Source organism: Paenarthrobacter sp. 22069 (genome assembly GCF_052046035.1).
GTDB lineage: Bacteria > Actinomycetota > Actinomycetes > Actinomycetales > Micrococcaceae > Arthrobacter.
Map to the genome: position 1 here is coordinate 1 of NZ_JBQEQF010000002.1, position 18,397 is coordinate 18,397.

General features: G+C 64.8%; 22 protein-coding genes and 1 pseudogene. 5 read left to right on the forward strand and 18 right to left on the reverse strand.

Going from position 1 to position 18,397, the window contains the following annotated elements; all coding sequences use genetic code 11:
- Window positions 1-678 (forward strand): IS21-like element helper ATPase IstB (gene istB, locus ACTJK0_RS01500; protein ID WP_440744013.1); only part of this gene is annotated, 678 nt, incomplete at its 5' end.
- Window positions 679-1,053: 375 nt separating this feature from the next.
- On the opposite strand, the gene ACTJK0_RS01505 is transcribed toward istB, so the two are convergent.
- The 3 genes from ACTJK0_RS01505 to ACTJK0_RS01515 form a co-directional block, all read right to left on the reverse strand.
- The gene (locus ACTJK0_RS01505) at window positions 1,054-1,359 is read right to left on the reverse strand and encodes a hypothetical protein (protein ID WP_440744014.1); all 306 of its coding nucleotides are present in this window, start codon (window positions 1,357-1,359) and stop codon (window positions 1,054-1,056) included.
- 286 nt (window positions 1,360-1,645) lie between these two features.
- Complete coding sequence (locus ACTJK0_RS01510) at window positions 1,646-2,104, reverse strand: hypothetical protein (protein ID WP_440744015.1); 459 nt, start codon at window positions 2,102-2,104, stop codon at window positions 1,646-1,648.
- Window positions 2,105-2,421: 317 nt separating this feature from the next.
- A complete protein-coding gene (locus ACTJK0_RS01515; protein WP_440744016.1) occupies window positions 2,422-3,879 on the reverse strand; it encodes an FAD-binding oxidoreductase in 1,458 nt (485 codons plus the stop codon).
- Window positions 3,880-4,347: 468 nt separating this feature from the next.
- Here ACTJK0_RS01515 and ACTJK0_RS01520 point away from each other — a divergent pair, with 468 nt between their 5' ends.
- The 3 genes from ACTJK0_RS01520 to ACTJK0_RS01530 all read left to right on the forward strand — a co-directional run bounded on the left by ACTJK0_RS01520 (window position 4,348) and on the right by ACTJK0_RS01530 (window position 5,856).
- Window positions 4,348-4,659 carry a hypothetical protein gene (locus ACTJK0_RS01520; RefSeq protein WP_440744017.1) on the forward strand — a complete coding sequence of 104 codons (312 nt, stop codon included), beginning with the start codon at window positions 4,348-4,350 and terminating at the stop codon, window positions 4,657-4,659.
- A gap of 241 nt (window positions 4,660-4,900) precedes the next feature.
- Window positions 4,901-5,272: a DUF7793 family protein gene (locus ACTJK0_RS01525; protein WP_440744018.1), complete on the forward strand. Its 372-nt coding sequence runs from the start codon at window positions 4,901-4,903 to the stop codon at window positions 5,270-5,272.
- A gap of 170 nt (window positions 5,273-5,442) precedes the next feature.
- Complete coding sequence (locus tag ACTJK0_RS01530) at window positions 5,443-5,856, forward strand: nuclear transport factor 2 family protein (protein WP_440744019.1); 414 nt, start codon at window positions 5,443-5,445, stop codon at window positions 5,854-5,856.
- 204 nt (window positions 5,857-6,060) lie between these two features.
- Here the strand turns inward: ACTJK0_RS01530 and ACTJK0_RS01535 are convergent, their stop codons facing one another.
- Entirely contained in the window at window positions 6,061-7,038 is a 978-nt protein-coding gene (locus tag ACTJK0_RS01535; protein ID WP_440744020.1) for an NAD(P)H-dependent flavin oxidoreductase, read from the reverse strand.
- A gap of 457 nt (window positions 7,039-7,495) precedes the next feature.
- On the opposite strand from ACTJK0_RS01535, the gene ACTJK0_RS01540 reads away from it, so the two are divergent.
- Window positions 7,496-8,299 (forward strand): alpha/beta fold hydrolase, encoded by an 804-nt coding sequence (locus tag ACTJK0_RS01540; protein WP_440744021.1) that lies wholly within the window; start codon window positions 7,496-7,498, stop codon window positions 8,297-8,299.
- Window positions 8,300-8,894: 595 nt separating this feature from the next.
- Here the strand turns inward: ACTJK0_RS01540 and ACTJK0_RS01545 are convergent.
- The 14 genes and pseudogenes from ACTJK0_RS01545 to ACTJK0_RS01610 form a co-directional block, all read right to left on the reverse strand.
- A pseudogene (locus tag ACTJK0_RS01545) lies at window positions 8,895-9,578 on the reverse strand (magnesium chelatase domain-containing protein); the annotation flags it as partial.
- Complete coding sequence (locus ACTJK0_RS01550; protein WP_440744022.1) at window positions 9,578-9,934, reverse strand: YraN family protein; 357 nt, start codon at window positions 9,932-9,934, stop codon at window positions 9,578-9,580. The gene ACTJK0_RS01550 and the pseudogene ACTJK0_RS01545, both read right to left, overlap by 1 nt.
- Before the next feature lie 107 nt (window positions 9,935-10,041).
- The gene (locus ACTJK0_RS01555; protein ID WP_440744023.1) at window positions 10,042-10,368 is read right to left on the reverse strand and encodes a DUF2469 domain-containing protein; all 327 of its coding nucleotides are present in this window, start codon (window positions 10,366-10,368) and stop codon (window positions 10,042-10,044) included.
- Window positions 10,369-10,415: 47 nt separating this feature from the next.
- On the reverse strand, window positions 10,416-11,201 hold the full coding sequence (locus ACTJK0_RS01560) for a ribonuclease HII (protein ID WP_440744024.1): 786 nt from the start codon (window positions 11,199-11,201) through the stop codon (window positions 10,416-10,418).
- A 2-nt stretch (window positions 11,202-11,203) separates the two neighbouring features.
- On the reverse strand, window positions 11,204-12,025 hold the full coding sequence (gene lepB, locus ACTJK0_RS01565; protein WP_110540936.1) for a signal peptidase I: 822 nt from the start codon (window positions 12,023-12,025) through the stop codon (window positions 11,204-11,206).
- The gene (lepB, locus tag ACTJK0_RS01570) at window positions 12,026-12,703 is read right to left on the reverse strand and encodes a signal peptidase I (RefSeq protein ID WP_110540937.1); all 678 of its coding nucleotides are present in this window, start codon (window positions 12,701-12,703) and stop codon (window positions 12,026-12,028) included.
- Window positions 12,704-12,786: 83 nt separating this feature from the next.
- Complete coding sequence (gene rplS / locus ACTJK0_RS01575; RefSeq protein WP_018768283.1) at window positions 12,787-13,146, reverse strand: 50S ribosomal protein L19; 360 nt, start codon at window positions 13,144-13,146, stop codon at window positions 12,787-12,789.
- A 235-nt stretch (window positions 13,147-13,381) separates the two neighbouring features.
- The gene (gene trmD / locus ACTJK0_RS01580; RefSeq protein WP_440744025.1) at window positions 13,382-14,194 is read right to left on the reverse strand and encodes a tRNA (guanosine(37)-N1)-methyltransferase TrmD; all 813 of its coding nucleotides are present in this window, start codon (window positions 14,192-14,194) and stop codon (window positions 13,382-13,384) included.
- Window positions 14,195-14,740, reverse strand: a complete 546-nt coding sequence (rimM, locus tag ACTJK0_RS01585; protein ID WP_440744026.1) for a ribosome maturation factor RimM — start codon at window positions 14,738-14,740, stop codon at window positions 14,195-14,197.
- Between the two features lie 114 nt (window positions 14,741-14,854).
- Window positions 14,855-15,097, reverse strand: a complete 243-nt coding sequence (locus tag ACTJK0_RS01590) for an RNA-binding protein (protein ID WP_013601399.1) — start codon at window positions 15,095-15,097, stop codon at window positions 14,855-14,857.
- 1 nt (window position 15,098) lies between these two features.
- A complete protein-coding gene (gene rpsP, locus ACTJK0_RS01595; protein ID WP_110542049.1) occupies window positions 15,099-15,521 on the reverse strand; it encodes a 30S ribosomal protein S16 in 423 nt (140 codons plus the stop codon).
- Between the two features lie 238 nt (window positions 15,522-15,759).
- Window positions 15,760-16,215 (reverse strand): hypothetical protein, encoded by a 456-nt coding sequence (locus ACTJK0_RS01600; RefSeq protein WP_110540940.1) that lies wholly within the window; start codon window positions 16,213-16,215, stop codon window positions 15,760-15,762.
- A 121-nt stretch (window positions 16,216-16,336) separates the two neighbouring features.
- Window positions 16,337-17,212, reverse strand: a complete 876-nt coding sequence (locus ACTJK0_RS01605) for a VOC family protein (protein ID WP_110540941.1) — start codon at window positions 17,210-17,212, stop codon at window positions 16,337-16,339.
- Window positions 17,213-17,311: 99 nt separating this feature from the next.
- Window positions 17,312-18,394: an amidohydrolase family protein gene (locus tag ACTJK0_RS01610; RefSeq protein ID WP_440744027.1), complete on the reverse strand. Its 1,083-nt coding sequence runs from the start codon at window positions 18,392-18,394 to the stop codon at window positions 17,312-17,314.
- Window positions 18,395-18,397: the final 3 nt, after the last annotated feature.

Here is an 18,397-nt window from a genome sequence, read left to right on the forward strand (position 1 = left end):
ATCGCGACCGCCCGCGCCCAGCGCTGGGAACCAACCGAGATCATCAAGGCACTGTTCACCGAAGAAGCCGCAGGCCGGGCCCGGTCCATGCTCGCCACCCGGCGCAAAGCAGCAGGCTTCCCGACCGGGAAGACCTTCGACGTCTGGGACCCCGCCGTCTCCTCCATCCCGGCGCCCACCCAGCAAGCCCTGCGCACCCTGGAATGGATCACCCGACGCGAGAACCTGGTCGTCTGCGGGCCCTCCGGCACCGGGAAAACGTTCTTCCTCGAAGCCCTCGGCCAGCAAGCCGTCGAAGCCGGGATGCGCGTTGCCTGGTTCAGACTCGAAGACCTCGGCGCCCTCATCCGCGCACACCGCACCGACGACAGCGTCACCAGGGCCGTGGCTAGAATCCTCCGCGCGGAACTCGTCGTGATCGATGACATCGGCCTTCTCCCGGTGGCCACCGACGCCGCCGAAGGACTCTACCGGGTCGTGGACGCCGCCTACGAGAAACGCTCCGTCGCGATCAGCTCGAACCTGCACCCCGCCGGCTTCGATGAACTGATGCCCAAAACCCTCGCCACGGCAACCGTGGACCGGCTCCTGCACCACGCCCACGTCTGCCAAACCAGCGGCGACTCCATCCGACTCACTCAAGCCCTCGCCGGGAAAGGAGTCACCGAACTGAACTAACAAACCCTCGACGATGGCCAATCCCACCGAAAACCCTCAGTGGGCAGATCTGTTGGCCATCACCGGGCAGATTTACTGGCCACCAGCGGGCCGATTAACTGGCCGCCCGTGGGCAGAAACCAAAGGCCATTGACATCCTTGCATTATCAGGCAAAACGGTGCTTTCACCACATGATCATCAAGTTCTGACTTCTAACTGTGTAGGCATGGATCTGGTAGGAGACAGCAGCCGGGGTGGGGACGGACAATGAGCGGCTATGGAACCAAATGCTGAGGTTTCCCGTGGCCCCTGCCTGGGGGAAGCGTGGGCCTACAGGCTGCGTGACGATGCGCCGTCCGAGCGGGTGCGGATTATGCGGGTGGAGGCCGGAGAAGCTATGTTGCAGCCAGGGCGGCCCGCAGGGCTGCAGGGTCCGGCAGTCCGGCCAGGCCATGGCTGGTGAGATAGACGCGGCAGGACAATGCCGGAGCGGAGGGGGCCGGGAACAGGTCCCCTCCGCCTGCGGTGAATGTGGGCGATCCATGGAAGGCAAGGGCAGTGGCGTCGTCCTCGGAGGCCACGACCCGGATAGTGAGCCGGTCAGCGGCTATGCCTTCCGCGGTCAGGGCCTCCCGGAACAACTCCGCTGCAGGGCCGGTATTGGGGCAGCCCGGGATGACCCTGAGCTCGTAGCCAGTCACTCCCGACGCCCGGGAACTCTGATGGCGACCGGCTTCGGTGCGGCATCGTCGCCGCATCCGGCGCAGCAGGAACCGCCGGTTTCTGGTTGCTGCACGGTGTCCGGTGCGGTGGTGTCAGCAGCGGCGGCGTTCGCATGACCGGCTTGTAGTTCAGACACAGTTCCCCGCGGTCCAGAGTAAGCAGACGCCCTGTTTGATGAAAGCCTAACCTGCGTCGCCCATGCGACCGGGCAGATCGGGGCAGGACTTCCGCCAGCGACCTTCGACGCCGGAGTGTGGCCAAGGACTACCCGACGCCCTTGGCTTCCAGTCGCTTCAGGCCCAGGCGCAGAGAGCTTGCCACTGGAGCGCCCCGCGTCGCGACAATCAAGAACGCTGCAACCCGCCCCGCCATGCTGGTTGGAGTCCGGTTCCACGTGATGTGAATGCGTGATCCGCCCGATACGTTCGGCTTGATCCGTGCGCTCACGTAACTTCCGGGTGCGCAGAAATTGCTCTCCTGCACAGTCCACGTCACTGTCTCGGGATCTGACCAGTCGTAGTGTTCCTTGGCCCAGATCGCGCCGCCGGGAGCCTTGCTCCCTTCCCTGATATCCGCGTACGTGTCCCCCACGTCGTACACCTCATACAGCGGCGCATGAATGCCCGGCCAGACGTTCGGCCTGCCCGGGCTGAAATCCAACAGCGCTTCCCTCACCGTCGCCGGCGGAACGCGGGTATCCACAACCATCTCCACTTTAGGCATTCCAGTTCCTTCCCTGATACATCCAGTCTGACCACTTCCTGCACGCGCACCAGCGGACCGGCTCGAGGGGACAACACATCCAAGGTCCTGCTCCAGCTTCGCGGGCGGAGTTACGAGGGGGACTGAACACCGATTACCTGCTTTTGACGGTGTCGAAGGTATTCTCGCCCTGCCACAGCCAAGGTCACAGGCGCTAAAGGATGACGGCAGCACCGCCTGAATGCGGCCCCACGAGCCCATCGAACCGCCGGGGTTTGCCGGTTATCTCGCTGAAGCAAAGCCCCGAAATATTGACTTAGTGAAGGCTCTTCCGCGTTTCAGGCCACCGGTTTGATGTTCTGGTTGATGTGGAACAGGTTGCCGGGATCGTACTTGGCCTTGATCTTGGCTAGCCGGGCGTAGTTTCCCCCGTAGTTGTCCTCTATGCGGGACTGGTCGTCGGCGTCAAGGAAATTTACATAGCCCGCGCCGGCCCCATGGGGATGCAGGGCCTGGTAGTAGTCTCGGACCCACTTCGTGTTGGCGTCGTTGTCCGCCGGGGACTCCCACATTCCGGCGATGGCTACCGAGAAGTTGACGTCCCGGTAAGGAAAGGCAGTCTCATCCTGTCCTACGCGTTGGGCCGCGCCATTAATGGGATAGAAATGATTGGCGGTTTGGGGGCTGGGCACGCCGGCTCCGAATTTCTGGGCAACGCCGATCACATCGTCGCTTAGCTCTGGAAGGAACTCCGCCTTCCAATATGCTTGGAGGCCTTTCGGAAGAAGCGGGTCGAACAGAGTGTTGAGCATCGGGTACGGGAGCGGCCCGATAAACGACCCAGCAACGGGGGCGACGTCCAGGAATTGCTTCCATTGCCGCTCGCCTTCATCGTGGGGACCTGTCCAGCCACCCACCACAACCACCACGGGCTTGCCGTGGTGCTCCTCCGGCAGGAAGGGGACCGGCGGGCCCTGGTGGAATCCGAGGAAGATTCCCATCTCTTCCGGAGCCGTGGCAATGTAGTCCCGGTACAGCTGGGAAACAGCCTCAGCGTGCTCGAGCAGATAGATGACCACACCGCCGTACACCACGTCGACGGGATGCAGGTCGAATTCCAGGGAAGTGACGACGCCGAAGTTTCCTGTGCCGCCACGTAACGCCCAGAACAGATCATCATTCTCGGTTGCGCTGGCTGTGAGGAACTTCCCCTCTGCGGTAACCACATCCGCGGATTTGAGGTTGTCGCAGGACAGACCATACTTACGGGCGAGGTAGCCGATGCCGCCGCCGAGCGTCAGTCCAGCAACACCTGTGGATCCGATAATGCCGCCGGTTGTTGCTAGCCCGAATGCGTTTGTTGCGTGGTTGAAGTCAGCCCAGGTGGTGCCGGCCTCAGCCCGGGCCGTTACGGCAGTAGGATCTACCCGGACGCCCCTGCGGTCGGCGAAGTCCAGCACGAGGCCCCCGTCGCAGGTCCCGAATCCGGGCGCACTGTGCCCACCACCTCTAAGCGCCAGGTCCAGGCCCTCGTCGCGGGCAAAGTTGACTCCCGCGATGACGTCCGCGACTTGCGAAACACGCAATATGGCTGCGGGATGTTTGTCAATCATGCCGTTATAGACGGTTCGTGAGGCGTCGTAGAGGGGGTGGTCGGAAGTGATGACCTGGCCGCGTACTTTTTCCTGCAGGGCCTGAAATCCGTTGTTGTCCATGGTGACTCCCATTCCCCCTGAGCATGCCTGCACGATCAGGGACTCGGCACAGCCACCCTCCCGGCCGTGCGGGACATTCATGATGTAGCCACTGCGGGCCGGAGGAGAGCCCGGGAGCAGACCGACAGGCCTGCTGCAGCGGCGGAGACCGGATGCACCTATGCTGCGTGAGTCTTGGCACGCAGCTATCGGCGTGATTCGCGAACATGCGCCTGCCGCGAGCCCGGTAGGCGAAGCTGGCGAGCACACCCTTCGGATCGACGACTAACCGTAACGTACGCCTGCCCGTTTCCGAGGTCAAGAAGCGGCAAGAAAAGGCGTTGCCCTCTACGCCGTCATCACCTGGCTACGGCATGAGGAGACACGCGGCAGCCGAGCTGCGCCTGCCGACCTGAGGCGGTCGCCGATTTCAACAGATGGACACTGAATTACTGCCGCCCATTGAGGGCCGGTTGTTTCGAATGCCGGCGCTATTGTCTTTGCCTTCGGTAAAAGAGCTTAATGGAGCTCGAGCGACGCTCCGTCGCTCCTGACAGTAAGGAGAAAGCCATGACCCTGACAAGGAGATCACTCGCGGTTGCGGGCATTGTATTTGCGGGGACTTTGGGACTGGCGCCGGCTGCGTCTGCAACGATCCACCCCATTGTCGAATCGTATGATTGCGCCAGCGATGCAGCCTTTGCGAATCATCCACTGGGAGACGTGGCAGAGGTTCCAGGTGTGACACCGGGCTATGGCAGCCACTCGACGAACAGTGACCTCGCATCGCTGTCCGCCACGTCGGATGGCTTCACGGACTTCTCGAGCCCGGCGTGGTCTGACTTCAAGCTCAACGGTGTTTGCGGGCAGGTTGGCCGGTAGGCAAGCAGGATGCGCGGCCCCTGTCTGGGAGGGGCGCGTGTATAAGTTTCATCGACAGACAGCTGCGCGCTCAGGACGAGCGCGCTTTTCGTGGAAAGAGTTGTTGGGCGTCCAACTATGCGAAGTTCGCCAGCAAATTAGCGGTCATCGTCTCCCACTCGTCATCAGGTCACAAAGAGCATTTCCGCTTCGCCACTCGGCCTACAGCCGCTGCCGTTGCAACAGAGCTAGGGGATAGACGATGGAATCGATAGTGGTCGAAGGCGGCAAAGGCGCCGTCGAACTCCAAGCTGATGGAGTCATTCACCTTACCTGGAAACCCAATGTCAGTATCGAGGCTCAAGACGCATACGCCGCAACGGCCGCAGTCAACGAAATAGCCGAGGGTTCGGAATATCCGCTGCTGGTGGAAATGGTGACAGTAGAGGCCGTGAGCCGCCAGGCCAGCGCCGTCTTTTCCATCCCGTCTGCGGCCTCCCGGATCGCCTTATTTGGATCCGGCCCTGTGGATCGCGTTCTCGCAAACTTCTTCTTCGACGTGCGCGTCCCTCCTTGCCCCACCCGCTATTTCAGTTCCCGGACCGAATCCATAAACTGGCTGCTCGGAGAATAAGCTGCCCGCCGCCGTGGTTCAAACTCGCCCCGCGGCGAAGGAATGGGTTTCCTGTATCTACGAGCCACATTCTGTACCTTGGAATCTGTTGTCGGGCAGTTCCATCTTCCTCGACGCCCCGAACGTTCGGACTGTTGCCAAACCGGCTCCGGACCTCCAGCATTGTGTGAATGGGCAACGATCCAGAGGCAGTGGCGCAACGGTGGGTCAGGGCCTTGTCGTTACATGACCTGGAAGCAGCAGTGAATTGCTTCGACAGGGCCTACATCGACGAAGCTCCGGCGCGCCGTGGGGAATCCGTCCAGGGGCAAGACGCTGTCCGGCAAAATTTCGAGACACTGCTGAGGGACCTTCCTGACCTCACGGCGAAGATTTCCCATACGGTAGCGGACGGCGACGAGGTGTGGATGGAGTGGGGCATGCGCGGGACCCGCCGGGATGGCACGGTCATGGATTTCGTGGGAGTCAACATCTTCCAGGTCCTGGACGGCAGGTTCCGCTCCGGCCGGATCTATACGGAAATTGTGCGCGATGCCGGCGGTATCGATGCCCAGATTGACCGTATGACCAAGGGTGCGCCGTAAGAGCCCGGGCCCACGCTCCGGAACGCTCGTCGCCGCAGTACCCTGCCGAGCAGGCGACAATGCAGACCAAGTGTCCGGAGGAACGGGACAGGCGCCACAGTCCCCGGGGAGCCGGTTGACATCGTCATTTCCCCAGACTCTCCGGTCAGGGTCGCAGCCCGACCGCTGGCAGCCCCAATCCGGGAGGTTCGGCTTCTGCGGACGTCAGCCATTAAGACGGGAAGTGCTCTTGAGCGCTTCGGTGGCCTGCTCGATGAGTCGCTGGACTATGTCCCGGGCCGGCAGAACCTCGCCGATCATGCCGGCCGACTGTCCTGTGAACGGCACGAATCTCTCCATGCTCTGCTGCCTGACGGCTTCCATGATCTCGCCCTGGAGGCGGGCGGCGTCAGCGGATGCATCAGCGCGGTGGTCTTGCCATTGCTCGATGAACGGCGTCCACAGAGCCCGGGGAACAACATCGAAGGCGCCGCCACCGGGCTTACCGAAGATGTCATCCCACACGTCCACCTTCACAGCGCTCTGGGAACCCGCCGCCAAAATCGCCTGTTTCCATTCACCACTGATAGTCGCCTCTTCCGAAGCCAGAAACCGGGTACCAAGGTTCACGCCCTGTGCACCGAGGACAAGGGCAGCAGCCAAACCCCTGCCATCGGCGATTCCTCCGGCTGCCAGGACCGGCACCGGACTCACAGCATCCACCACCTGGGGGACAAGGACCACCGTCGATACCTTGCCGCCGAAGCCCCCTGCCTCGGTTCCCTGGGCGATGATCACATCAACTCCCCGCTCAGCGACCAGAAGCGCCTGTTCCACCGTATGCACCTGCTGGATAAACAGGGCACCCGCCTCATGTGCACGCGCGGGCAGATCGCCCGGATCGCCGAGTGCAAGGGATACGACAGGCGCGTGCATCTCAAGGGCGATGTCGAAGGAATCGGGATGCTGTTGAAGCCAGGGCTGCGTGAAGTTGACCGCGAACGGACGCTCGGTCAGTCTGCGCAGAACGGCCAGTTGTTGCCGCAGGTCTTCAGGCGACCGGGCCGCGCCGCCCAGGCTTCCCAGGGCGCCCGCATTGGACACCGCGGCCGCCAGTTCGGCGCCGCTGCCGAATGGTCCCATGCCCGCCTGAACAACAGGGTGCTCGACTCCGAGCAATTCGCAAAAGGTTGTCCACAGCATTTCATTCCTCCCGGAGAAGCCGTTGATCAGGCCGAGTTTACGCCCGAGCGGTCATTTTGTGCGGCGGCCGCTGCGAGCAACCAACGGGATCCGGACGCGGGTTAACCCGGACGGACCTCCGACGGGTTGAACCGGTGCCACCACATAGTGAGCTGCACGCATGCAAGCGACTCCGCGCGCAGAGGGCGAAATCGGCGGGTTTCCGGTCGGCCAGTTCAGGGACGTAGTGCACAATGAAACACTCCGCGGTCGGCGTGGTGAGGAAGGATCTGATTCTCAGCTTCCTGGTACGACGCGCGGCTGGGATCGCTGGCGGTTGCCGGTGATCAAGACCTGCCCGAGAACGCATTAGACGCTTGAGGTCACGGACGCGGCGGGCGACGATGGCGGCCGCCGCTGCCACCGCCCCTTCGGATGCAACCTTGACACCTCAGGGCAGTGCTCCGATAGTGATCGCATGGATGCCGTCAAAGTCGATGCCCAGCGCATCACATACCGGACGGCGGGCACCGGCCCGCCGTTAGTCCTCCTGCACGGGGCCTATGAAGACAGCCGGGTCTGGGAACGACAGCTGAAGGACCTCTCCAGCGAGTTCACCGTCGTCGCGTGGGACGCACCGGGCTGTGGTGAGTCTGACGACCTGGTGGACGGGGCAGGCACTCTGGGCGAGATCCTCGCCGGATTCCTCGCGACGCTCGGCCTGACAGGCGGGACGCAGAAGCCGCACGTGCTGGGCCTGTCCTTCGGCTCGGTTGTTGCGCTGGATCTGTGGAAGGAACATCCCGAGATCCCGGCAACGCTCATCCTCGCCTCGGCGTATGCCGGCTGGGCAGGCTCGCTCCCACCTGAGGAGGTCGAGCAACGGTACCGCCAGGTGAGTGCGGAACTGGAAAAGCCTCCGTCCGAGATCATCCCAGTCTGGCTGCCCACGCTCCTCACGGAGCGGGCCACGGAGCCGATGAAAGCCCAGGTCGCCAGCCTCTTCGAGAACTTCCGTCCGTCGGGGATGCGGGCGCTCTTGGCTGCGTCGGGGCGCGCAGACTACAGCCCGGTGCTGCCGACCATCACGGTCCCAACGCTCCTGCTGTATGGGGCCGCGGACGTTCGCTCGCCCCTTACGGTGGCGGAGGACATGCACCGGCGGATCCCGGGATCCGAGCTCGTGATCCTCCCGGACGTGGGTCACTTGAGCTTCATCGAGGCCCCGGAAGCGTTCGCCGGTGCGGTGCGCCGTTGGCTGCACGCGCACAGCGAGACCTGACCCGGCGTTCCCGGCGCGGTTCGTGCGTGAATGCGGGCCCTCACCTCGGGTGTTTCTCCCCCAATCGTCACCAACCGGGTCGGACCGCCAGCAAGTGTCCGGACGTCCGGCCAGCGGCCTAGCCTGCTTCTGTTCCGGGACGTAGCCTTTCCGTAGTACATGCTGCGGAGAAAAGGGCAGGATTCGATGACGTTCGGAGGCCCACCATGATGCTCGATACCACGACCCTGCGTGCCGCTTTCGGCGTGATCGCACTTACCCTGCTGGTTCTTTTCTACCTCGTGACGTTCCGTCACACCCGTTCGGAGTACAGTGCCTGGTGGTGCACCGCGCTCGGTTCCTTTTCGGATCCGGCGCTTTTCTTTTGGACGGAACCTCCCAGCAGGTGTGGGCGAACCCGCTGGGAAACACACTGCTGGTCGCCGGCACCGCCAGCGTCTGGTCCCAGCTCACCGCTCGTCGTCCACGGCGAGCCCGGGCAGCAGCTCGGCCGGGCTCGGGCAGGCGCTGCTTCCGCGCGATGAATGTCGCGCGCATGTTTGACGGCAAGTCGGCCGCCGCTTAGGCCTTCACGCATACACGGTTAAGGACATATACCCGGTGGCCCGGTGAGCAGCACGTGGTGTGCTCCGGCGGCCGCGACCTCCAGCGCCCGGCGTGCGTCGCCCTGCCCCGAGACGTCGGCCATGTCCGGGCACGGTCCCGCTGCAATCGAACCATCACCGGCGTCGTCTGCGTCGTCCGGCTCAAAATCGAGGGCAAGCTCCTGTGGATCCGCGCCACAGTCGAGCGCCAGCCGGGCCAGCGTGCGATAGCCGCGGACCCTGGCCCCGGGGACGAGGGAGGCCTCGCAAAGGTTGGCCTGTGCCACCACGATGTCGGGATAGCCGGCCTGCACTGCTGCCATGACCGCGGGCAGGACGCCGCGGACCGGCCGTAACCGGCCGTCGAGGCCCAGTTCGGCGATGAAGACGGTGCGTCCGGTAGGTTTGATGTCGTTCGCGGCCCTGAGCACAGCCATGGTGACGGCAAGGTCGAAACCTGAGCCACGCTTGGGCAGCGAGGCGGGGATGAGGTTTGCGGTGATCTTCCTGCGGCTGAGCGGGATCCCGGAGTTCTTTGCGGCCGAGCGGATGCGCTCCTTGGCTTCGTTGAGGGCTGCATCCGGCAGTCCCAGGATGACGAAGGCGGGCAGCGTCTGCCCGATGTCCGCCTCGACCTCCACCATGTACCCGTTGAGCCCCACCAGGGCCACCGAGTAAGTCCGGCCGAGCACCATCACCCCACCCCCTTGAGGTGTTCCACCACGGGTTCCCCGCCGCCGTCGTCCACGACAGCAATGACGTCCACGCGGCGCAGGGGCATACGCAACTCCCGGTCACGGCACCACGCTGCCCCCAGGCGATGCAGCCGCGCCAGCTTTTCCGGGCCCACGGCTTCGAAGGGATGGCCATAGTCCAGGGTGCGGCGCGTCTTGACTTCGGCGATGACCAGTATGTCGCCGTCGAGGGCAACGATGTCGATCTCGCCCTCAGAACACCTCCAGTTGCGCTCCACAACGAGCATGCCCAGCGCCTCGAGAAGGCCGGCCGCAAGGTCTTCGCCGTGCCTGCCCAGCAGATCTTTCGATTTCATGTCTACCTCCGCAACCAGCCTGCAGGCGGGCGGCCACGGACGACAGGAGGCCCCTGCCGTATGTGGACAGGGGCCTCTGTGGAGGGTAAGTGGGACTGCGGGAAGGTCTAGTTGCCCAGGTCCACGTCCTTGGGCAGCGCCAGTTCATCGCTGCGGGGCAGTTCCTCGACGTTGACGTCCTTGAAGGTCAGGACCCGGACGCTCTTGACGAACCGCGCAGAGCGATAGACGTCCCATACCCAGGCATCCTGGAGGGTCAGGTCGAAATAGACTTCGCCGTCAGCGCTGCGGGCCTGGAGGTCCACATGGTTGGCGAGGTAGAAGCGCCGCTCGGTCTCGACGACGTAGCTGAAGAGGCCGACAACGTCGCGGTATTCACGATAGAGCTGAAGCTCCATGTCGGTTTCATAGTTCTCAAGATCTTCAGCACTCATGCTTCCATCTTGCACCATGTCCGGCACGGCTGCCGCCGCAGGGCGGGTCAGTCGTCGAACGGCTCTTCCCCGTCGGGCACCTCGACGCCCTGCAGTTCCCCGCCCAGCAGCCGCCAGCTGACCCGGTGGTAAGGCGTGGGCCCGGCGGCACGCAGGACGTCGCGGTGCGTGCGGGTGGCATACCCCTTGTTGACGTCCCATCCATAAGCCGGGTATTCGACGTGCAGGCCGCGCATGATCCGGTCCCGTTCCACCTTGGCTATGACGCTCGCGGCCGCCACGCTGAGGCACTGCATGTCCGCCTTCACCTTGGTGTGGACGGGCGCGTCACAGGAGGCCTCAAGCACCGGCTGGTCGAACAGGGAGAGCTGCTCCGCCGGTGAAAGCCAGTTGTGGCTTCCATCCAGCAGCACGGCGTCCGGAACGACCCCGGCGCCGAGGATGCTGCCCCAGGCCCGGGTTCCGGCGAGCCGCAGGGCAGCGATGATGCCGAGCGAATCAATCTCGCCGGCGCTTGCGTGCCCCACCGCCGAGGCGACGCTCCAGCGCCGCACCAGGGGATCCAGCCGTTCGCGTTCCGCGGGGCTGAGGAGCTTGCTGTCCCGCACGCCGGCCAGCGGCTTTTGGCGTTCCAGATCCACCACGGCAATTCCCACGCTGACAGGTCCGGCAAGGGCGCCGCGGCCCACCTCGTCCACACCGGCAAGCAATCGGATTCCCTGGGCCTTGAAGGTGCGCTCATGCCGCAGCGTGGGAGCCTTGCCGCCACGGGCCGACGGCTTAGTGCCGGAACGTGGCGTGGGCGCCGGGGAGGTCTGCACCGCGGAGGACATGGTCAGCGCGCCGCCGGGACGTTCTTGAAGACATCCGGATAGTTGTCCAGTGTCTTGATCCGGTTCAGCGGCCAGGCGATGACGGCGGCCTTGCCTTCCAGGTCCTTGAGGTCGATGAATCCGCCGTCGGTCTCCATGTGGGCACGGGAATCGGCTGAGTGGTTGCGGTTGTCGCCCATCACCCACACCTTGCCTTCCGGGACGGTGACGTCGAAGTTGCGGACCTGCGGGACCTCGGCGGGATTGATGTAGGCCTCGTCGATGGAGGTTCCGTTGATGGTCAGTTTACCGCCGGCGTCACAGCACACCACATGGTCGCCGGGGAGCCCGATGACGCGCTTGACGAGGTGCTGGTCCGTATTGTCAGGCAGGAGTCCAACGAATGTCAGGCCGTCCTGGACCCAGGTGAACGGGCCCTGTTCCTTGGCCGGGGCGGGCGGCAGCCAGCCCTTGGTGTCACGGAATACCACGACGTCTCCGCGGCTGAGTGCGAAGGGCTCCGGAACCAGGAGGTTGACGAAGATCCGGTCGTCGATGTCCAGGGTGTTCACCATGGACTCCGAGGGGATGAAAAAAGCCCGGAACAGGAAGGTCTTGATCAGGAAGGACAGCACCACCGCGATGACCACGACGGTGGCGATTTCCTTCAGCCATCCCAGCAACGGGTTGCCGGATTTCGCGGCGGTTTTCGAGGCCGTCCGGTTGCGCCGGTTGACGGAGCCGGCGGCTTCGCCGGCGTCAGTAGTCCCGGAGGCTGGAACGGCCGGCGGTTCTGTGGGGCCGTCGTGGCGCGGGTCGGGGTTCCGCGCTTGGTTCTCGGGCATTTACCGTCCGTTCTGTGTTGTGGGCACCGCTGCGGGCGGCCGTGCTACTGGAGCAAATCTATCAAGCGGCCAGAGGATCTGGACCGGCCGGCCGATCACCCGGTCCACCGGGACCAGGCCGCCACCGGGGGCACCGAGCAGGCTGCGGGAATCGGCGGACACGGAGCGGTGGTCCCCCATCAGCCAGAGCCTGCCCTGCGGGACCACCACGTTGAATTTTTGGGTACTGGGGGCATCCCCGGGGAAGATATAGGGCTCGTCCAGGGCGGATCCATTGACGGTGACGTGCCCACCGGCATCGCAGCAGGCCACGGCGTCCCCGGGGAGGCCGATAACGCGCTTGACGTAGGTGGTGTCACTGCCCGTGAGCCCAACCCATTGCAGGGCCGAGGCGGCGGCATCCATAACCGGACCCTTGCCACTGTTGAGGGGCGCAAAACTGCCCCGGCCGTCAAAGACAACCACGTCGCCGTGCCTGATGGGTTCGCCCTGGAAATCGGTGCGGGACACCAGGATGCGGTCCCCGCCCTGCAGGAGCGGTTCCATGGAATTGGAAGGGATGAAGTAGACATCCAGCCAGAGGGACCGCACCAGTCCGCTGATGGCGACCGCCACGACCAAGGCCGCCAAAACAAAACGCCAGCCCTTTTTGCGGGGCTGGCGTTTTGTCTGGTGCATGGTCCGTATCCTGGCGCTGGTGCAGTGCTCCGGCGCTTGCCGGCTACGGCCGCGCTCCTGCCTGGGTGAAGTCCGGCAGGGACTTACTTGGCGGAGCTGAAGTCGCGCTTTTCCTTGATCTTGGCGGCCTTGCCACGCAGCGCACGCATGTAGTACAGCTTGGCGCGGCGGACGTCACCCTTGGTGACAACCTCGATCTTTTCGATGATCGGGGAGTGCACCGGGAAGGTACGCTCCACACCGACACCGAAGGAAACCTTGCGGACGGTGAAGGTTTCGCGCACGCCGTCACCCTGGCGGCCCAGGACGAAGCCCTGGAATACCTGGACACGGGTGTTCTTGCCTTCGATGATGTTCACGTGCACCTTGAGGGTGTCGCCCGCGCGGAATTCGGGAACATCGTTGCGCAGCGAGGCTGCATCGACGGAATCGAGAATATGCATGATTGCACTCCTGGTGAACGCCACAGGTCATTCACTTTGGGTCACGGCGGTCAAGTCCGGCTGCTGGTGGGCAGGCCGGGTCTCACCGCCGAAGAAAAAGTGGTCCGGCCGCTTCAAGGGTTGATGGGCCGGTTGTCCGGCTGTTGGCCGCGCTACCCCCTGTGGCAGGTGCGGACCCAGCAGACACAAGGGTTAATTTTGCCACAGCGGCAGGGTTACGCCAATTCCGTCGGGATTAATCCTGCTGCCCGGCCGCTGCATCCGGGCGGTGCACCAGTTTGCCGTCCACGATGTCGTACCCCAGGCTGTGCAGTTCGGTACGGTCGGCACGCGGCAGGCTGCCGGCGTCGAACCCTTCCAGCAGGTCCGGCCGGCGCTGGGCCGTCCGGCGGTACTGTTCGTGGCGCCGCCATTGCGCGATCCTGCCGTGGTTGCCGCTGAGGAGGACAGGGGGCACTTCGCGGTCGCGCCAGACCGAGGGCTTGGTGTAGACGGGGTACTCCAGGAGTCCGTCCGAGTGGGACTCCTCCACCAGGGACTCGGGGTTACCCACCACGCCGGGAAGCAGCCTGCCGATGGCTTCGACCATGGCAAGGACGGCCACTTCCCCACCGTTGAGCACATAGTCACCCAGGCTGACGGGACGGACGGTGAAATGTTCCTGCGCCCATTCGATGACCCGCTCGTCAATGCCTTCATACCGGCCGCAGGCGAAGGCCAGGTGCTGCTCTTCCGCCAGTTCGTAGGCGAGGGCCTGGGTAAAGCGTTCACCTGCGGGTGACGGGACGATCAGCACGGGCCGGCGGGTGGGGTCCGGACGTCCGTCCGCGACGGCGGAGAGTGCCTGCGCCCAGGGTTCGGGCTTCATCACCATCCCGGCGCCGCCGCCATACGGGGTGTCGTCGACGGAACGGTGCTTGTCGGTGGTGAAGCTGCGCAGGTCGTGGACGTGCAGGTCGAGGATTCCGTCCTGCCGCGCCTTGCCAATCAGGGAGAGTTCCAGCGGAGCCAGGTACTCGGGAAAGATGCTGACGACGTCGATCCGCATCTAGTCAGCGCTTTCCGTTGCGGAGGGGGCGGAGTCTTCGGTATTGAGTTCGAAGAGGCCGTCCGGCGGGGTGAGGAGGATGAAGCCTTCCTCGATATTGACCTCGGGGACGATTTGCTCCACGAACGGGACGAGGATTTCAGCCCCTTCCGGGGTAGTGACCAGAAGCAGATCCTGGACGGGCATGGTGTTCAGGGCGCTCACCTTGCCCACCACCTGTGTCCCCACCCGCGCCTCCAAGCCGACGAGTTCGTGCTCGTACCAGCCCTCGTCGTCGTCCTCGTCAAGCTCTTCCGTTTCGATGAACAGCTTGGCGCCGCGGAGGGTTTCGGCCGTGTTGCGGTCCGCCACTTCCTCGAACCCGAGGAGCAGGATGTCCTTGTTCCAGCGCGCACTGCTTACGGTCAGGGGCCCTGCCGTAGCAGGCTCAACCACGAACTCCGTGCCGGGGACGAAGCGGTCCTCCGGAGCGTCGGTCAGCACCTGGACCGTGACTTCCCCGCGAATGCCGTGCGGCTTGCCAATCCGTGCCACCTGAAGCTGCATCTGTTCCTCTGTTCCGGGTTGTGGTGGTTCTGTTAGGGCTTTTGTTGATAAAGCAGTCCGGCCCCTCCACCTGTGGTGGAGGGGCCGGAGCAGAAACTGAATGTTGCCGAGCGCTCAGCGGCGGCGGTCGGTGTCGACGACGTCGACCCGCACCGGTTCGCCGCCGGCCAGCGCCGCCACGACGGTGCGCAAAGCGCGCGCCGTCCGGCCCTGCCGGCCAATCACCCGTCCCAGGTCGTCCTGGTGAACGCGCACCTCGAGGGTGTCCCCGCGGCGGTTGCTCTTCGAACTGACCTTGACGTCATCCGGGGAATCGACGATTCCGCGGACCAGGTGCTCCAGCGCTTCTGCCAGCAACTTACTCAGCCTCGGTGGTCTCAGCTTCGGCGTCGGCCGGGGCCTCGGCAGCGTCAGACTTGGAGGCCTTCTTGGTGATGGCTTCCGGGATGATGACCGAGCCCTTCTCCGGGGCAACGAAGGATTCCTTCTCGACCTTGGTCTTGAGGGTGCCTTCCTGGCCCGGCAGGCCCTTGAACTTCTGCCAGTCGCCGGTGATCTTCAGGATCGCGGCAACCTGCTCGGACGGCTGGGCGCCGACGGAGAGCCAGTACTGGGCACGCTCGGAGTTGACCTCGATGAACGAGGGCTCTTCGGTGGGGTGGTACTTGCCGATTTCCTCGATGGCGCGGCCATCACGCTTGGTGCGTGAGTCCGCAACAACGATGCGGTAGTACGGGGCGCGCATCTTGCCGAAGCGCTTAAGGCGAATCTTTACGGCCACTTTTGTGGTCACTCCTGTTTCAGAAAAGGGGGTGAACCCGGCTTTCTGCACCCGTGGGGCGGGCCGTACTTGCGGGCTCGAAGGACAGGATCCGGACACGGAGAGAGGGGCCGCGCGGATCGAGTACCTGTCCATTGTGCCAGATGGGCGGCGTTATTTCGAACTTGGAACCACCGGACCGTCCACCGCGGGAGCTTGAAGGAATGCCGGATGGTTCCGCAGGTGCAGGCGGGAAAGGTCAGGCGGACCAGACGTACAGGCCCGTGCGCTCCGAATCGTCGATTCCGGCGGCGAGTTCCGCCACCAGCTGCACGTAGGTGCGCGCCTGCCCGGCGTCGAATGGCATGTCTTCCTGCGCCGCCCACTGCTCGGCAACGTCCTCGAGCACGTTGCCGTCGCCTTCGGTCTCGTAGGTAAGCAGGTCCGCGAGGGCGCGCACCATGGCCGGCGGCACCGCGAGGAGGGTGTCGCTGGCGACGTCCACCAGGGTCAGCTCATAGTCTGCGCCACCGGCGTGCACGGCCGTCCCGGCGAGGTCCCCGAGCTGCTCCACTTCAAAGTCGCTGATGTCCGGGATACGCACCGCCTGGCCGGCAGGGCCCGCATCCGCCCCCGCAGCGCCGCCTTCGTCAAGGATGCCGGCGCGTTTCAACGCGGCGTCATGGGTGGCGGCAAAGATTTCGGTGAAGCCCATGGGGGGTGCCCTTCTTCCGTTGGCGGAACTGCGCGCCGTCCGCTGCCTGCGGCCCGGCCGTACGGGATCAGCCTAGTAGTTGCGGGGATGCCGGTGCACGCGGGGCGGTGACGGGCACCGGTCAGCGGACCGCCACCCGCAGCCTGTTCCGCCAGGGATCCTCGAAGCGAAGCTCCGCTCCGGTGTGGTGCGCGGGCACGCCGGCGACCTTGAGCCGGTCAGCCAGCGCTCCGACGTCGTCCCCGGAAGGAACCTCGACGAGTACTTCGCCCAGTCCAAGCGTGTCCTTTCGCGGTCCGGCGCCGCGGCTGTTCCAGACGTTCATGGCCATGTGGTGGTGATAGCGGCCGGCGGAGACGAACAGTGCCTGGCCATGCCAGCCGGCAGTCTTTTCGAACCCGAGAGTTCCGACGTAGAAGTCCCGGGCCGTCTGGACGTCGCCCACCTGCAGGTGGACGTGGCCCACCCCGGCGGATGCCTGCCGCTGGCCTTCAAGCGACGCCTCGGTAAGGTGCTGGTCAAGATAGCGCTGGGGCGGCAGTGCGAGGCTGTCCATGACCACATCGGTCCCGTTCCAGGACCAGTTGCTGCGGGGCCGGTCCCAGTACAGCTCAATGCCGTTGCCTTCGGGATCGGTGAAGTAGAAGGCCTCACTCACCAGGTGGTCGGCGCTGCCGGTAAACGACCGCGGCTCATACTGGGCCGCTGTGGCGATCGTGGCAGCAAGGGACCCCTGGTCCTCGAACAGCAATGCCGTGTGGAACAGGCCGGCCTCTCCCCTGCCGGGAAGATTCAACCCCGGCGCCGGTGCCAGGTGGACCAGGGGGCGGCCCAACCTGCCAAGGTAGAGTCCGCCATCCTGTTCGGCCACCACTTCAAGGCCCAGCGCGCGCTGGTAGTAGTCGGTCATGACCTTCATGTCGCCCACCTTGAGCATCACCGTGCCCATGGCGAGGTCGGCAGGAAGAAGATCCTGGCTGCTGGGTGCTGCGGTCATCTGAAGCTCCTTGTATTGGAAGGCCGCCCGGTTGCCGGCCTGTCACATATTAAAATTACTTGAAGCTTCAATTTATTCCAAGTCCTGGAAGGGCAGAGATCAGCGGATGATGCGTCCGGCCAGGACCACGTGGGTGAGTGTCCTGATCGTCTCCGGCACCGCCCGCGGATCGTCGCTGCACAGCACCACGTCCGCGCGGGCCCATTCCTCCAGGCCTTCCGCGCCCAGCCACCTCCGGGCTGACCAGCAGGCGGCATCCAGGGCAGCTGCCATGGGGAGGCCGGCGGCATGCAGCGCAAGGATCTCGTCGGCAATCCTGCCGTGCCGGATCACGCTGCCCGCGTCGGTTCCGGCAAATATCCGCACCCCCGCGGCATGGGCCTGCGCCACACGCTCCAGGCGGCCCTCCCACAGGGCGCGCATGTGGGCCGCGTACCTGGGAAACTTTGCGTCAGCCTGCGCTGCAATGTCCGGGAAGGTGGCGATGTTGATGAGCGTGGGCACGATCGGCACCCCTTGTTCCACGAACCGCGGCAGGTGCCGGGGCAGGAGCCCGGTGGCGTGCTCGACGCAGTCGATGCCTGCGTCCAGCACCTGGTCCAGGGTGTCCTCGGCGAAACAATGGGCGGTCACCCGGGCGCCTTCGTCATGGGCCGCATGGACGGCGTCACGGACGACGGCGGCAGGAAAGGACGGAGCCAGGTCACCGGCGCTCCGGTCAATCCAGTCCCCCACGAGCTTGACCCAGCCGTCGCCGTCGCGCGCCTGCTTCCGGACGGCCTCCACGAGGCCCTCCGGCTCGACTTCCTCGGCGAACCCGCGCAGATAGCGCCGGGTGCGGGCCACGTGGCGGCCGGCGCGGATCAGCACCGGGAATTCCCGGCCGCCCTGCATCCACCGGGTGTCCGCAGGTGAGCCGGCGTCCCGCACCAGCAGGGTTCCGGCGTTGAGGTCGTCGAGTGCCTGGTCCCGGGCGGCAGCAGGCTCCACTGGCCCACCCGGACCCAGCCCGATGTGGCAGTGGGCGTCCACGAACCCGGGCAGGACCCAGCCGTCGAGGACATGGTCGGGAAGGGCAGCCGGCGGCGTGAACGTCAGCCTGCCGTCCACTGCCCAGAGCCCGTGGCGTACCCGGTCCGGTGCCGTGAGAACGGGCCCGCGAAAGTGAATGATTCCTGCCATGCC

Bases quoted from the DNA above. Each gene is read 5' to 3' on its own strand.
- trmD (WP_440744025.1), bottom strand. From the start codon at position 14,194: ATGCGGATCGACGTCGTCAGCATCTTTCCCGAGTACCTGGCTCCGCTG.
- ACTJK0_RS01535 (WP_440744020.1), bottom strand. From the start codon at position 7,038: ATGCTGTGGACAACCTTTTGCGAATTGCTCGGAGTCGAGCACCCTGTT.
- ACTJK0_RS01520 (WP_440744017.1), top strand. From the start codon at position 4,348: ATGACCCTGACAAGGAGATCACTCGCGGTTGCGGGCATTGTATTTGCG.
- ACTJK0_RS01600 (WP_110540940.1), bottom strand. From the start codon at position 16,215: ATGGGCTTCACCGAAATCTTTGCCGCCACCCATGACGCCGCGTTGAAA.
- ACTJK0_RS01555 (WP_440744023.1), bottom strand. From the start codon at position 10,368: ATGAGTGCTGAAGATCTTGAGAACTATGAAACCGACATGGAGCTTCAG.
- lepB (WP_110540936.1), bottom strand. From the start codon at position 12,025: ATGCCCGAGAACCAAGCGCGGAACCCCGACCCGCGCCACGACGGCCCC.
- rimM (WP_440744026.1), bottom strand. From the start codon at position 14,740: ATGCAGCTTCAGGTGGCACGGATTGGCAAGCCGCACGGCATTCGCGGG.
- ACTJK0_RS01530 (WP_440744019.1), top strand. From the start codon at position 5,443: ATGGGCAACGATCCAGAGGCAGTGGCGCAACGGTGGGTCAGGGCCTTG.
- ACTJK0_RS01515 (WP_440744016.1), bottom strand. From the start codon at position 3,879: ATGAATGTCCCGCACGGCCGGGAGGGTGGCTGTGCCGAGTCCCTGATC.
- ACTJK0_RS01550 (WP_440744022.1), bottom strand. From the start codon at position 9,934: ATGAAATCGAAAGATCTGCTGGGCAGGCACGGCGAAGACCTTGCGGCC.
- lepB (WP_110540937.1), bottom strand. From the start codon at position 12,703: ATGCACCAGACAAAACGCCAGCCCCGCAAAAAGGGCTGGCGTTTTGTT.
- ACTJK0_RS01610 (WP_440744027.1), bottom strand. From the start codon at position 18,394: ATGGCAGGAATCATTCACTTTCGCGGGCCCGTTCTCACGGCACCGGAC.
- ACTJK0_RS01510 (WP_440744015.1), bottom strand. From the start codon at position 2,104: ATGCCTAAAGTGGAGATGGTTGTGGATACCCGCGTTCCGCCGGCGACG.
- ACTJK0_RS01605 (WP_110540941.1), bottom strand. From the start codon at position 17,212: ATGACCGCAGCACCCAGCAGCCAGGATCTTCTTCCTGCCGACCTCGCC.
- ACTJK0_RS01560 (WP_440744024.1), bottom strand. From the start codon at position 11,201: ATGTCCTCCGCGGTGCAGACCTCCCCGGCGCCCACGCCACGTTCCGGC.
- ACTJK0_RS01540 (WP_440744021.1), top strand. From the start codon at position 7,496: ATGGATGCCGTCAAAGTCGATGCCCAGCGCATCACATACCGGACGGCG.
- rplS (WP_018768283.1), bottom strand. From the start codon at position 13,146: ATGCATATTCTCGATTCCGTCGATGCAGCCTCGCTGCGCAACGATGTT.
- ACTJK0_RS01525 (WP_440744018.1), top strand. From the start codon at position 4,901: ATGGAATCGATAGTGGTCGAAGGCGGCAAAGGCGCCGTCGAACTCCAA.